General features: G+C 42.5%; 12 protein-coding genes. 9 read left to right on the forward strand and 3 right to left on the reverse strand.

Features of this window, described 5'->3' with window-relative positions; all coding sequences use genetic code 11:
• Positions 1-78: 78 nt before the first annotated feature.
• Both HC643_RS18920 and HC643_RS18925 read right to left on the reverse strand, forming a co-directional pair.
• The gene (locus HC643_RS18920; protein ID WP_038088023.1) at positions 79-1,419 is read right to left on the reverse strand and encodes a cytochrome P450; all 1,341 of its coding nucleotides are present in this window, start codon (positions 1,417-1,419) and stop codon (positions 79-81) included.
• A 13-nt stretch (positions 1,420-1,432) separates the two neighbouring features.
• Entirely contained in the window at positions 1,433-2,401 is a 969-nt protein-coding gene (locus tag HC643_RS18925; RefSeq protein WP_038088027.1) for a terpene synthase family protein, read from the reverse strand.
• 1,114 nt (positions 2,402-3,515) lie between these two features.
• Between HC643_RS18925 and HC643_RS18930 the strand changes: the two genes are divergently transcribed.
• The 9 genes from HC643_RS18930 (at position 3,516) to HC643_RS18970 (ending at position 12,550) form a co-directional block, all read left to right on the forward strand.
• Positions 3,516-3,797 carry a hypothetical protein gene (locus tag HC643_RS18930; RefSeq protein ID WP_137986322.1) on the forward strand — a complete coding sequence of 94 codons (282 nt, stop codon included), beginning with the start codon at positions 3,516-3,518 and terminating at the stop codon, positions 3,795-3,797.
• A 45-nt stretch (positions 3,798-3,842) separates the two neighbouring features.
• Positions 3,843-6,050 (forward strand): chemotaxis protein CheW, encoded by a 2,208-nt coding sequence (locus HC643_RS18935; RefSeq protein ID WP_038088030.1) that lies wholly within the window; start codon positions 3,843-3,845, stop codon positions 6,048-6,050.
• Positions 6,043-6,486: a chemotaxis protein CheW gene (locus HC643_RS18940; protein WP_038088033.1), complete on the forward strand. Its 444-nt coding sequence runs from the start codon at positions 6,043-6,045 to the stop codon at positions 6,484-6,486. Before HC643_RS18935 ends, HC643_RS18940 begins: the two co-directional genes overlap by 8 nt.
• Positions 6,487-6,518: 32 nt before the next feature.
• A complete protein-coding gene (locus HC643_RS18945) occupies positions 6,519-7,823 on the forward strand; it encodes a methyl-accepting chemotaxis protein (RefSeq protein WP_038088036.1) in 1,305 nt (434 codons plus the stop codon).
• A gap of 15 nt (positions 7,824-7,838) precedes the next feature.
• Positions 7,839-8,912 (forward strand): protein-glutamate methylesterase/protein-glutamine glutaminase, encoded by a 1,074-nt coding sequence (locus HC643_RS18950; RefSeq protein ID WP_038088082.1) that lies wholly within the window; start codon positions 7,839-7,841, stop codon positions 8,910-8,912.
• A 14-nt stretch (positions 8,913-8,926) separates the two neighbouring features.
• Positions 8,927-9,751 (forward strand): CheR family methyltransferase, encoded by an 825-nt coding sequence (locus HC643_RS18955; RefSeq protein ID WP_038088039.1) that lies wholly within the window; start codon positions 8,927-8,929, stop codon positions 9,749-9,751.
• A 138-nt stretch (positions 9,752-9,889) separates the two neighbouring features.
• Positions 9,890-10,255, forward strand: a complete 366-nt coding sequence (locus tag HC643_RS18960; RefSeq protein WP_038088043.1) for a response regulator — start codon at positions 9,890-9,892, stop codon at positions 10,253-10,255.
• Between the two features lie 7 nt (positions 10,256-10,262).
• Positions 10,263-10,868, forward strand: coding sequence for a chemotaxis protein CheC (locus HC643_RS18965; RefSeq protein WP_038088047.1), 606 nt, complete (start codon positions 10,263-10,265; stop codon positions 10,866-10,868).
• 56 nt (positions 10,869-10,924) lie between these two features.
• Positions 10,925-12,550, forward strand: coding sequence for an ATP-binding response regulator (locus tag HC643_RS18970; RefSeq protein ID WP_038088049.1), 1,626 nt, complete (start codon positions 10,925-10,927; stop codon positions 12,548-12,550).
• Between the two features lie 177 nt (positions 12,551-12,727).
• On the opposite strand, the gene HC643_RS18975 is transcribed toward HC643_RS18970, so the two are convergent.
• Complete coding sequence (locus tag HC643_RS18975; RefSeq protein ID WP_038088052.1) at positions 12,728-14,305, reverse strand: NAD(P)H-quinone oxidoreductase subunit N; 1,578 nt, start codon at positions 14,303-14,305, stop codon at positions 12,728-12,730.
• Positions 14,306-14,440 lie beyond the last annotated feature (135 nt).

Below are 14,440 nucleotides of genomic sequence, written 5' to 3' on the forward strand. Positions count from 1 at the left end.
AAATTGTCGTCATGATAAGGACTAGTAGTAGTAGGCGAGCACTCAGTACCCACCTACTACCGCAAACATTATTTGATATCAATGCTGTGAGGCAAGACGGCGAAACTTAACCTTAAGACCGTCATAAGGATATGGTGTGGGAAACTGAACGAAATTTAAATTTTGTCCCGATACCAGTTCCCACTCATACTCGCGTAGCAACATTGCTGTCAATAGTTTCATTTCTAACTTAGCAAACTCCTTACCGGGGCATTCTCGTAACCCACCGCCAAAAGGTAAATAACCAAATGGTTTTGCTTTATCCTCAGCCCTTTCTGGCGCAAAACGTCCTGGGTCAAAACACTCCGGTTGTGTATAGACAGAAGTGTCTTGATGACTTCTTTTAAATAAGTAAACGACAGTCCAATCTTGGGGAACGCGATAACCGTTGACTTCAAATTCCTTCGTGACTCTGCGGAAACCAAAAGCACCAGGGGGATTAACTCGCAAAACCTCTTTAAGAACTTGGTCCAGATAGTTCATCTGCTTTAAACGTTCTACTGTTAGCGGTTCCTCCAACCCCAACTGTCGTTGTTCTGCACGAGCATTGGCTAAAACTTCCGGAAACTGTGCTAGAAACAGACACATTGATGTCAGCGTTGATGCTGCTGTATCGTGACCTCCAAATAGAAACGTTAAGACTTGTTCTTTCACTTCTTGCAAACTTAACTTATTCCCATCTTCGTCTTGCGCTTGCAACAGCATCCCCAAAAGATCTTGACCGGGATGTGATTGCTGCTGACGCTCTCGGACAATTTCCTCAATGCGTATCAGTAGTTGCTTGCGACTGTGTAATGCTCGACCAAACTTAGTCCAAGGTAAAGGTATTGGTACTGAGAATAGACCATCTCCCCACTTCTCAAACAATTTACTGAAATGGTCATCGTTAGAAGTATCCAAACTTATGAGAAACTTGCAAGCAACATCAAGAGAGAATTTGCTCAGTTCTGGGAACCAGTTGAATGTACCCATGCGTTCCCATTTGTCTAAATAACTGCGGGAGATACTTTCTATACTGGAAAAGGACTGTTCTATGATTTTTGGTTGGAAAACTTTATGGAAAATCTTGCGTCGATTTTGGTGCTCGTTACCTGTTTGGATAAGTAAAGACCCCGACCCTAGCAACGCCCTGGTACATTCAGGCCATCTACTAGCAAGATGCATTTTTTCCTGGGTAAACAATTGGCGATTGGCATCTGCTCCCATTGTAACAACTGTAGGATGCCCAAACAAATTGGTTTTGAAAATAAATCCGTATTGCTTCTGTCGCTTTTCCAGATAATCTGGATCGCACAGAAAGTTTAGCGTTTCACCAAGTAACGGTAGACCAAAGTTACCAGGAGGTAAAGGTAGCGATTGCTGGCTAATAGTTGCTGTCATTATTTTACCTATCTTAGTATTTAACTGGTTCTAACATTTCGACACTTTGATAGCGATCGGTATAAGAATACCAATCGAGATTGCCGCGTATCCAAGCATGCATTATGGATATATATTGCGTCAATTCACTATCTAACTCGTTGCCAAAAACTGGTACACAGGCTTCCAAGCTTGTCAGAGATTTCATCTCTCGATCGTGCATAATAACGGCGCGATCGAGAGAGTTTTCTAAAGAAAGTTGTTGCTGATAGTGCAGTACTAAGACTATGTTGTGGACATCACCACTTGCCATTTCTCTAGAGGCTGAAAAGATATCATTACACCAAGCAAGAACGTTAATTGTCATTAGTTTGAGCTTGTCTACAAAATAATGATTTCTCCAAAAATCACTCAGCATAAAGTTATTGCAAAATTCACTCACTGTCAGGAAAAGATTTCCGCCTACACTGCATCTGCGTATCATCATATAAGCGTCAATGTCAGGCACAATGTTCTGTGCGCGGACTGCTGCTTCTTCAACACATCCTTGAAAGTATTCTTCAAAGCAAAGGAGGAAGTGACGAAACCATTGCATGCTCGCTTTTTGAAACGTCCTCTGTCGCAAATCGTGTAAGGCGTGAGTTAGAGGTATATCATTCTTGGTTGGTTCCGCTCCATTTAAGATTTCCATAAATCTTTTGTGATACACCTTTAGAGCTTCAGGTTGTTTTTTCAACTCTGAGAGATCGCATTGATCGTCCCAAATAAATACCCAACTTAACCAATCGTTTCCAATTTTTAATTCTTCTAACTCACAGTTTGGATAGGCTCGTGCAGCTAGTAAAAAGAATTTTGACTTAGAAAACCGACGATAAGTTGATTCCTTTGCCAGTAAATTGAAGCGCAATACCCATTCTAAAGAAGAATCTTCCAAAACATCAACATATTTATTGATTTGAGATGGAAAAGGACAGTGTAATTTAGGAAAAGTTAATTGAGTCATAATACCTCTCTCAGTGACAGAAACGCAAGACAAATAGACCCAACCTGAAGTCAGTGGGCTGAAATAGAAACTGTAAGTGGTAGCTAATTTCTCCTAACTACCCCTGCCGATAAGACTTACGCACTGTAGGCAGAAAAGAGTATGTGCATTAACGAATCTGCAACCTTAACAGGTTTGCGTTCAAGAAAAATTTACAAAATCCTCACCAGGTTCTCACACTGCATATGTATGCTTGACATCAGAATTATCCTTAAAAAAATGAAGTCATGCATCTCAAAAACAGTTCAAACTGGAAAGTTGAATCAATGCACGTAAAACAGGTTTGATACAGTGCGTAAGTTCTCAGCAAGTGGCTCATCGCGTTCTTACAAAGCAACTCACTGCTTTAAGTAACACGACATTTTGGCCTCAGACATATCCTAATGAAGATTTACAAGAAGTAAATTTTTCTTTTGGAAGTCATGCCGAAAATAAAAGCCATTATTCTTTTGAACTAATACTTGCAAATTGACGTTTCTTTAGGAAAGCAGCTAGAGCAAAACTATGTTCTTGCCAATCAATGCAATCTAATTTAAACATCGATTTCCTCAAGATTTTCCATTTTTTGTTTTTTGAAGTAACAGTGGTTAATCCATAACACGTTATACAGAAATTGAACTTAAGATTCAGTCTGTATTTTGTGGTGTTTAAGATAATCACTGTTGCTTCAAAAACTTTCTTTTATATAATTTTTGTTTTTTTTAATATTTCTCACATCCGTACATTCCTATGTTTAAAAATTTAATCAAGACTCAGTAGAATAGCGTATTTTCTCTTAGAAGTTATAAAGAAAATATAAAAAAATTATGAATACAGGATTTATTGACTGTAGAAAATACGTAAGGTTTTTGTTGTCAAGACTAAAAACACGCATTTCTCTCAGTATTTTGTTAAAATTATTAGTTTTTTTCATTGTTTCTGGTTAAGTATATTTATTTAATTGTCAGGAAATAGTGATTATCAAAGACTGCAAAATATATTTGCTTTTTCAAAAATTAAGAGAAATAACTTTACATGGTTTTTTAAAAATATAGATATCTTTAAAAGATGAGTAGAGCGTTGACACAATAAACACATGGCTAGAACAGGCATTACTGAGGTACAAATACTTGCTAATACGGAAATTGTGCGATCGCGCTTATTGGTCTGTTGCGAGTCTTTATTTGAAGGCCGTCGCGATGAAAAAAGTTCACTACCAAGTATGAAACAAGCGTCTTTACCTTTTACTAAGCCACTTGCTGTAGCCTGTGGAACCCGCCCACTACAGTGGCTCCTCTGCCATCTGCCATCTGCCTTTTTCCAGTCAGAAGTGAAGCGATTTGATAAACCACTACAGACGCTCCAGAGTTTAAAATAAGGTTAGGATGAACCAAAAAAGATAAATATAGAGCCTATTAACGCAATGGAGTTAGCAGAAAATGATGATATAGAAGCATTTCTACTTGAGAGCTATGAAAATCTCGATCGAATTGAACGCGACATTATCGATCTAGAAAAAGCGTCCTCTCAAGGAGAAGCGCTAGTTCGCATTTATCGCTCGCTCCACACCTTAAAAGGGAACTGTGGCTTTTTACCGTTTCCAAAGTTGGAATCACTAGCCCATGCGGGAGAGAGTTTGTTAAGTGCGCTACGCGATCGTCTAAAGCACTCGCCCTCTGGCGAGCGCAAGCTAGCGGTAACTCCTCAAATCGTTAGTATCTTACTCCAGACAGTTGACAGCATCCGGCAGATTCTTTCTCAAATAAAGACGACCAAGCATGAGGGCAACAACGATTACTCATCACTCATCAAGGCTTTAACTCAATTGCAGGAAACCGAACAAGCAGACACAGTGTCTGCATTACCTCACTCTGCTGTTAAGACTCCAATACTACAGCAAAGTAAGTTTGTTGAGTCGAGTGATAGCGAACTTCCAGAAGTGTCAGCCCTAACTGCATCAGAATCTTCTCACATCCGAGTCAGCGTTTCTCTATTAGATCGGGTGATGAACTTAGTCGGAGAACTCGTTTTAGTCCGCAACCAAGTCCTCGGATTTTCAGACCAGTTTCAGGATAGTGCCTTTGATGCGACTTGCCAGCGCCTTAACCTAATTACAGCCCAGTTGCAGGAAGGGGTGATGAAAACTCGTCTACAGCCAATGAGTACCATTTGGCAAAAATTCCCTCGCGTGATTCGCGATTTGGCACTCGCCTCCGGGAAACAAGTTCAGGTAGAAATGGAAGGAGCAGATACGGAACTCGATAAAAGTATTGTAGAAGCCATCAAGGACCCTTTGACTCACGTAGTCCGTAACTGCATCGATCATGGTATTGAGTTACCAGCAGAGCGGACCGCTTGTGGTAAATCAACCATAGGGCACATATTTTTGAGAGCTTTTTATGAAAGCGGTAAAGTCAATATTGAGATCGGCGATGACGGTCGCGGTCTCGACCCAGAACGACTCAAAGTGCGAGCGCAGCAGCTTGGTTTAATGAATGCCATACAGGCTGCGAGCGCAAGCGAGTCGGAAGCGATAAACTTAATTTTTTTACCAGGCTTCTCGACTAGCGATCGGGTAACCAACCTTTCTGGGCGAGGGGTTGGTATGGATATTGTTAAGAGTAATATTGAGAAAATTAACGGCAGCATTGAAATTTACAGTCAACCGGGACAAGGAACGACGTTTAAACTGAAGATTCCATTGACCTTGACAATTATCCCAGCATTAATTGTCACCTGTGGGGGCGATCGCTATGCTATTCCCCAAACGAGCCTGCAAGAGTTAGTTTGCTTAGAAGCAGAACAGGTACTTAATAGTATCGAGATGCTTTACGACGTTCCCGTGTATCGCTTGCGGGGCGATCTTGTACCACTGGTTTACTTAAATCAAGTGTTGCACATCAAAGACAAGGTTACTCATTTAGAAACACTGAGTCTGGTAATTGTCCAAGCTGAGAACTGTCGATTTGGTCTGTTCGTAGACACCATTGAAGATATTCTAGAGATTGTCGTTAAACCTCTAGGAAAGCAGTTGCAGGCACTATCCCTATTTGCAGGCGCTACTATCCTTGGCGATGGCAAAGTAGCATTGATTGTAGATGTCGTCGGTTTGGCAAACCGGGCTGGTATAATCACGAAACAAAAGCATCTGTTGTCGGGCGATACAGTCGCAGAGAACCAAGATCTGGTGAATCGCCAACAGATTTTACTATTTCAGGGTCCCCAAGGTACACGCATGGGTATTCCCCTAACAATAGCATTTCGGCTTGAAGAAATTCCTCGTTCCGCTGTGGAGAAAGTCGGAAATCATTATGTGGTGCAGTCTTACAATAGAATTTTGCCACTGATCGATCTGCATACTATATTTGGTGATGGCGAAGGAGCTTTTGCAAGTGAAGCAGATTCGCTTGCGCTCGTGATTGTCTCTCCCTACTCAGAACTGAGTGTCGGGCTAGTGGTCGATCGCATTCTTGATATAGTAGACGAATCATTAACAATCAAAGGTATTCCTAGCAGACCGGGCGTTCTTTTGAGTGCTGTTATTCAAGGTCAAATTACAGAAATTCTTGACATTGAAACTGTGATTCGGATGTCCAACCCCTATTTACTGCAAACAACCAATCGTGGCTGAACAAAAACTTTGCACTTTTTTTGTCAATGAAATTTACTTTGGCATTGATATAAAGTATGTTCAAGAGGTGATTCGCTCCCAAGTGATGACTCACGTACCTTTAGCACCACCTGATATTTGTGGGCTCATTAACCTGCGAGGACAAATTTTGACGGCGATCGATTTGCAGAGGCGATTGGAAATGGGCGAGTCGTTCATGCGCTCGACCGCTAAATTTGTAGATGAAGTTCAGGGATTTAATATTGTTGTATGTTCGGAGGATGAAGAAGTTAGCTTGCTCGTTGATGAAGTTGGAGATGTCTTGGAATTTACAACAAAAACCTTTCAACCTCCACCCGCAACGCTAAAAGGTAAAATGCGTCAAATGCTAGCAGGAGCTTACCCACTCGAAGAGGGGTTTGTGCTAGTTCTAGACATCAAAAAAATTTTAAATTAACATTTAAAATCAGCATAAAGGAGCGCTTGGTCATGACTACAAATCGGGCTGGCAAAACAGCCAACTCTAAATCGCCTGCGATAAATAGTACGGATTCGGTAGATACCGAACGCAGTGCAACAAATGTACAACTGCAACCGTTACTAAAAGCCATGAAAGCAGCCCGAGACGGTGATTTTAGCGTGCGTTTACCAATCGAGAATAATGGTTTGGGTGAAATTGCGTCGGTTTTTAATGAATGGGTGAGTTTGAATCAAAGTTTTGTCAACCAAGTCGATCGCTTGGCATGCGATATCGGTATAGAAGGGAAGTTTGGTTCTCAGGCTGTTGTCAAAGGATCGAAAGGTTCTTGGAAAGAATCTCTTGACAACTTGAACCGGATGTCGTCACATCTAACAGCGCAGATTGAAAGTATAAATGAAGTCACGCTTGCTGTTGCTCGAGGAAATTTGTCCGAGCAGCTTGAAGAACAGAATACTGGAGAGTTTAAGCAACTTACTGATAATGCCAATCAAATGATTGGCAGCTTGAAATTTTCCATCAGTCAAATGGCAGAGGTTGCAACCGCAGTTGCTTCTTCCTCAGAAGAACTAACCGCAGTCAGTCAGGAAATGACAGAGAACGTCAAACAAACATCAGAACAGGCAACTTCCGCGTCTGCCTCAGCAGAGCAGGTAAATCAAAATACCAGTACAATCGTGACTGCGGTAGAAGAGATGAATGCCAGCATTCGAGAAATTGCTAAAACTGTCGTCCAAGGAGCAAAGGTCGCAACTGATGCCGTAAAAACCGCCACTCGCACAAACCAGACAATTGACAAACTCGGTCAAAGTAGTGTTGAAATTGGCAAAGTCATTAGGGTAATTACTTCGATCGCCCAACAAACAAAGTTACTCGCACTCAATGCTACAATTGAAGCGGCAAGAGCGGGGGATGCAGGTAGGGGTTTTGCTGTCGTCGCCAACGAGGTGAAAGAACTAGCCAAACAAACGGCAAATGCTACCGAAGATATCAGTCAGCGAATTGAAGCAATTCAGACTGATACGAAAAGTGCTGTTGATGCGATCGCGCAAATTACGGACATTATCAACCAGATTAACGACCTGCAAAGCACGATCGCGAGTGCTGTTGAGGAGCAAACAGTTACTACGAATGAAATTGCTCGCAATATTGCCGAAGTTGCCAAAGGAACATCGGATATTGCCAAAAATATTGGAATTGTGGCGCTCAACGCTCAAAGCACGACAGATGGAGCCAGCAATATGTCACAAGCAGCCATAGAGCTAGCTCGTATGGCATCAGATTTACAGAAAGTTGTCAACCAATTTAAGTATTAGTTGGTTTTTATCATTATGCCCAAGATTCGGGTGCTGGTTGTGGATGACTCAGTGGTTGTTCGCTCTCGAGTGAGTAAGATTTTGTCTGGCGATCCAGAACTAGAAGTCGTAGGGATTGCAGCCAATGGTCGTATTGCCCTAGCTAAGATTCCCCATCTCAATCCGGAAGTTGTGCTTTTGGATGTCGAGATGCCAGAGATGAATGGTTTAGAAACCCTTGCTGCAATCCGACAAACTTATCCACATTTAGCGGTGATTATGTTCAGCGCCTCCACACGTACTGGAGCAAGCGCGACACTTGAAGCTCTGTCTTTAGGTGCATCGGATTACGTAACAAAACCAAGTAATTTAGGAAGTGTGGAGGCAACAAACCAATATATCCGTGAGGACTTAATTCCTAAAATCAAAGTACTTGGTGCCAGAACGACGCCCTTACTCGCGCCAATGACAATGACCCATCGAACTGTTCCTCCTGAACGAACTCGGGTAGAGCCAGTTAATATTGTTGCAATTGGGGTTTCTACTGGAGGGCCTAATGCTCTGGCGACACTGCTTGGAGAGCTTCCATCCGATCTACCAGTTCCTATCCTGATCGTGCAACATATGCCGCCGATGTTTACAAAACTATTAGCGGAACGGTTATCCTCTAAGTGTCAAATCCGAGTGGATGAAGCGGTTCCTGGAGTCGTAGTAGAACCCGGACACGTGTGGATCGCACCGGGAAATTTTCACATGGTTGTGCAACGCGACAAAACTGTAGTGCGACTTGCCACCCCTCAGACACCCCCCGAAAATTCCTGTCGCCCTTCGGTTGATGTCCTCTTGCGTTCCGTTGCACAAGTCTATGGTGGTGGCGCGATCGCGGTTATACTAACGGGGATGGGACAAGATGGATTGCACGGCTGCCAATGTATCCGCGAAGCAGGAGGACAGGTGCTTGCACAAGACAAAGCAAGTAGCGTGGTGTGGGGAATGCCCGGTTTCGTTGTCAGTGCAGGGCTTGCCGATGGGGTTGTTCCTCTCGAGCAAATGGCGGCTGAAATCATGCGCCGAATTCGTCTCCATCAAGTTCCTATTTTAGGTACGTAGTAATAAAGTAGGCTATGGCTGTAAGTACCGCTGAATTTGACTATCTTCGTCAATTAGTATATAATCACTCGGCAGTTGTATTATATCCTGATAAAAGCTATTTAGCAGAGCTATATTTGCAGCCAATTGCAGAAGCGGCAGGATTTGCTTCAATTACCAATTTAGTCACTTACCTGCAGGCTCAGCCTTTCAGCAGCCTTCACATCCAAGCGGTAGAGGCACTCGTCACCAACGAAACCTCATTTTTTCGTGATGTTTATCCCTTTGAAGCACTGAACCATTTTGTGTTGCCAGAATTGATCGAAAACCGAGCCATTGAGCGATCGCTAAATATTTGGTGTGCTGCTTGTTCCAACGGGCAGGAACCTTATAGTATTGCCATGCTCATTCGCGAACATTTTCCCATGCTGAGCAATTGGTCTGTGCGGTTAATTGCTAGCGATTTTTCCACCAAGGTACTAGCACGAGCCCGTCAAGGATGTTACAACCAGCTTGAAATCAAGCGCGGGCTACCTCAACTCCTGCGCGAGAAATATTTTTATAAGCTTAACAGTCACTGGCAAATTAAGGAAGAAATCTCTGAGATGGTTGAGTTCCGTCAGATCAATCTCCTGCAATCGTGGTCATCCCTCCCTGAATTAGACATTATATTTTTACGCAATGTTTTAATCTATTTTGATATAGCAACTAAGAAAGCATTACTGAAAAAGATAAAGCAACAATTAAAACCAGACGGATTCCTATTTCTCGGTAGTGGTGAAACGATTATTAACTTGGATAAATCCTTCAACCGCGTTCAATTTGATAAGAGTATTTGTTACCGATTACACAATGTGTAGAGCGGCACAAGTAACGATTCTACACCAGACCTATGCCTAACGGAATAGAACCGCGAACGAGTTGGTATAAGGCTTCTAGCGAGCTAGCTAACATATAATCAATGATAATAATTGAAAAAATCAATAAGGGCAAAGCTGATGGCATTGGTTCTAATTATCGACGATGCAGCGTTTTCTCGCAGAATGATCCGCAAGTTTTTGCAAGGTGATGGCTATGAAATCATTGAAGCAACTAATGGACGTGAAGGATTAGAAATGGTTTACAACCACAAGCCCAACTGCGTATTAGCAGATCTTTTAATGCCAGATATGAATGGATTTGAATTTCTTGAGGCTTTACAAAAAGAAGGATTAAAAATCCCCACAATTATCATCTCAGCTGATATCCAAGAAGGGTCGCGCAATCAAAGTTATAATTTAGGGGCAGTTAACTTTATTAACAAACCGCCCAAAGCAAATGAATTGCGAGAGGCGGTTCAGCAAGTTATTAATGTGAAGGAATAAAGCTCCCATGAATGTGACAGCAGATCAACTAGATGCCTTACAAGAATTGATTAATATTGGCGTTGGTCGGGCAGCTAGTCTACTCAATGAGATGATAGAGGCTCACATTTGTTTGGAAATTCCGTTTGTAAAAGTTTTGACTGCTTCACAAGCCTATCAAGAATTGGCAACACGATTCGAGCATGATAGTTTGGCGGCTGTAAGACTGGGTTTTACTGGCTCGTTTTATGGTACGGCTGGCTTAATTTTTCCAACTGAAAGCGCATCAACATTGGTTGCAGTCCTGACTAATGAAGAACCAGGTTCGGCTGACTTAGATGCCGTCAAAATTGGTACGCTGAGCGAAATTGGCAATATTGTGATTAATGGGGTGATGGGTTCCATCGGCAATGTACTCAGGCAGCACCTGAATTACACGTTGCCTGTTTACTTAGAAGATACGATTGATAATTTATTGTTATCTACAAATGTAAGTAACTCACAAATTATACTTGCACAAGCACGCTTCACAATTAAACAATTAGAAATTATTGGAGATATTATTTTAGTTTTTGAGGTCAGTACATTTGAGGCGTTAATTAATGTGATTGATGGGGAAATTGGAGTAGCTTAAACACAGAAGAAATATTAAATTTTGGAGCAGTAGAATATTAAAATCGGTCTGATGAAATGAGAAAAGAAATTGAGCAAGCACAGGAAAAGTTTAGCCTTTTAGATCGAATTCCTTTGGGAAATTTTATATTGCACTCAGATCGCACAGTGTTATTTTGGAACTGCTGCTTAGAGGAATGGACAAAAATTCCAAGAAGTAAGATTTTAGGAAATTCAATTTATGAATATTTTCCTCATCTAAATCAACCTCGTTACGCCAGTCGCTTGCACCAAATTTTTGAAGGTGGACCTCCTACAATCTTTTCTTCTCAATTGCATAAATATGTCATTCCCGTGCCTGTAGCACAGGATAAATATCGCATTCAACACACAACAGTAACAGCTGTACCTGCATTGTTCGGAGATGATTTTTATGCTCTTTTCTCAATTCAAGATGTCACAGATTTAACGTTTCGAGTTCAGGAATATAGGAACTTGCGAGACCAAGCATTGGCTGTAGCGGAAGAACGCCAACGGGCAAAAGAAGTGGCAGAAACAGCAAACCGCATCAAAGATGAATTTCTCGCCATAGTTTCTCACGAACTTCGTTCTCCTCTGAATCCTATTTTGGGTTGGGCAAAGCTCCTTAAAAAACGTTCGTTGAATGAGGTTGCTAGCTTGCGTGCTATTGAAACCATCGAACGCAATGCCGAGCTACAGGTGCAATTGATTGACGATCTGTTAGATATTTCTCGCATTCTTCGGGGCAAACTCGCACTTAATTTAGAAATCGTGAATCTTACTTCTATTATTGAAGCGGCTTTAGAGACAGTGCGATTGGCAGCAGAAGCAAAATCAATTCAAATGAATTTGAATTTAGACGCAAAAATTGGACGGGTAAAGGGTGATAGCAATCGTCTTCAACAAGTTATTTGGAATCTGCTTTCTAACGCAGTCAAATTCACACCCATTGGTGGCGAGGTAGAAGTCTACTTAGAACAAATTGGTTCTGAGGTACAAATCAGCGTCAGGGATACAGGTCAGGGTATTAGTTCTGAGTTTTTGCCACACGTATTTGAGTATTTCCGTCAAGCCGATAGTAGCATCACCCGCAGGTCAGGTGGACTGGGGCTGGGTTTGGCAATTGTACGCAAGCTTGTCGAGTTACATGGTGGTAGAGTTTGGGCAGAGAGCTTTGGCGAAGGACAAGGCGCGACATTTACAGTTTGTTTACCAGCGCTGCAACAAGGTCAGGAGTTGGTACGGAAAGATAACAACAAGGTTCTTAACAATTCGTATCCCTTCTCAATGCTCTGCAATCCCTTAGAAGGGATACGAGTGTTAGTTGTGGATGATGAGGTTGATACACGCGAGTTTCTAGCCTTTCTATTGGAACAGCAGGGAGCAATTGTCACAACAGCGACATCAGCCCGTGAAGCACTTGCTGAAATAGCAAGGTCAAAACCAGATTTGCTGTTGAGCGATATAGGTATGCCAGAAGTTGATGGTTATTCTTTGATCCAGAAACTGCGATCGCTTAGCGCCAGTCAAGGAGGAAAAATTCCTGCCATCGCCCTCACTGCTTATGCTGGAGAAGCGACACAACAACAAGTTTTAACAGCCGGATTTCAATTGTATCTTGCTAAACCAGCGGATCCTTCTAAATTGGTAACTGCAATTGCAGCACTCGTTCAAAAGTTTTAGTCAATAGAAGCCACTCCGGTTGGGAATGCAGACTGCAAGGCTCCGCCTCCCATGGCAAATTGAGCATAGGAGGCGGAGCCACCGGATCGAGGTGAGGAGTCAGACCTATGATTCGCCAACAGCATCCTCGCAGAAGTTGGGAATCTAGACCGACAACTGACTCAAGCGTCAACTAAATTACGGGTTGAGGCTAATAGAATTTTCCTCTACCAAGGTAGGGACAGTTTCCGCTTTCACAATTGGATGTGTGATTGATTGCAAAATGGGAGTGTTAGCAACCGAATTGTTAGCCACCGTGAAGATGGGATTTGATAAAATTCCAATGACGGAAGTAGCAATTAACGTCGCAATTAGTCCTACCTGTATCGGTCTGTAACCTGGTAGATTCCAACGCACCTCTGGATAATTCTTAACTGCGTCAGACATCTCATGAGGTTCCTTAACTACCATCATTCTGACAACACGAATATAATAGTAGATGGAAACCACAGTAGTGATTAAGCCAAGTAAGACTAAACCGTACTGTCCGGCTTGCCAACCAGCCCAGAACAAGTAGATTTTACCGAAAAATCCGGCGAGTGGTGGGATACCACCAAGTGATAGTAAAGCAATACTCAATCCCAAAGTTAGAAGTGGGTCTTTCTGATACAAACCAGAGTATTCTACGATTTGGTCTGTTCCTGTCCGTAAAGAGAATAGAATTACGCAGATGAAACCGCACAAATTCATGAACAGGTAAACAAACAGGTAAAAAATCATACTGGCATATCCAGCTTCAGTACCCGCTACCAAGCCAATCATGACAAATCCGGCTTGAGCAATGGAAGAATAAGCCAGCATCCGTTTCATACTGGTTTGGGCAAGGGCAACCACATTACCCAAAATCATACTTAAAACGGCGAGGGCGGTAAAGACAAACTTCCATTCTTCGGTCACTAAGGGGAAGGCGCTTGTCAGCAGGCGAATAGCTAGGGCAAATCCAGCAGCTTTAGAACCAACGGATAAGAAAGCAATCACTGGAGTCGGTGCGCCTTCGTAAACGTCTGGTGTCCATTGGTGGAAGGGAGCGGCGGAAATTTTGAAACCAACTCCCGCAATGACAAACACCAAGGAAATGACCAAGCCCAGAGATTGACCAAATCCTGCTGTGGCAATTCCATTGGCGATCGCACTCAATTGTGTTTGTCCGCCGGATAAGCCATACAGTAGTGACACCCCATATAAAAACACTGCTGTGCTGGAAGCGCCAATCAACAGGTATTTGAGTGCTGCTTCATTGGAACGGGGGTCTCGCTTGGTATAACCTGTAAGCAAATAAGAGGATATACTGAGGGTCTCTAGGGAGATGAAAATCATCACTAGCTCGCTAGCCCCTGATAAAAACATTCCGCCAAGGGTAGCGGTTAGCAAAATCGCTATGAACTCGGCTATTGCAGTCCCGCTTTGTTCGACATAGCGAATCGACATCAAAATTGTCACGGCAGCAGACAAAACGATGATACCGCGAAAGACGATACTGAGGTCGTCACTATTAAAAGCACCAAGAAAGGAAATGGGTTCTGTGTTATCCCATTGGAAATACAGGGCGACGACAGAAGTTAACAACCCCGCGATCGCTAGATATCCAATCGAGCGCGAGGATGTTCGCCCTGCAATCAAGTCAACAATCAAAACCCCCAAGAGGGTCAGAATGACAATTCCCTCTGGCAATATGGTTCCAGCATTTAACTGGGAAGCAAGATTAGCAAAATCCATGAGCTATGTAGGTTTTGGTTATGAGACGTTGAGATCCTACTGTGTTCATTCTATTGAATCATTGCTATCGTTGCACCAACAGTTGTCAGCCTTTGTTAATTGGCTATGGATACCATTAAGTTAAATTATGTTTAA

The sequence above is a fragment of the Tolypothrix bouteillei VB521301 genome (genome assembly GCF_000760695.4).
Taxonomy (GTDB): Bacteria; Cyanobacteriota; Cyanobacteriia; order Cyanobacteriales; family Nostocaceae; genus Scytonema; species Scytonema bouteillei_A.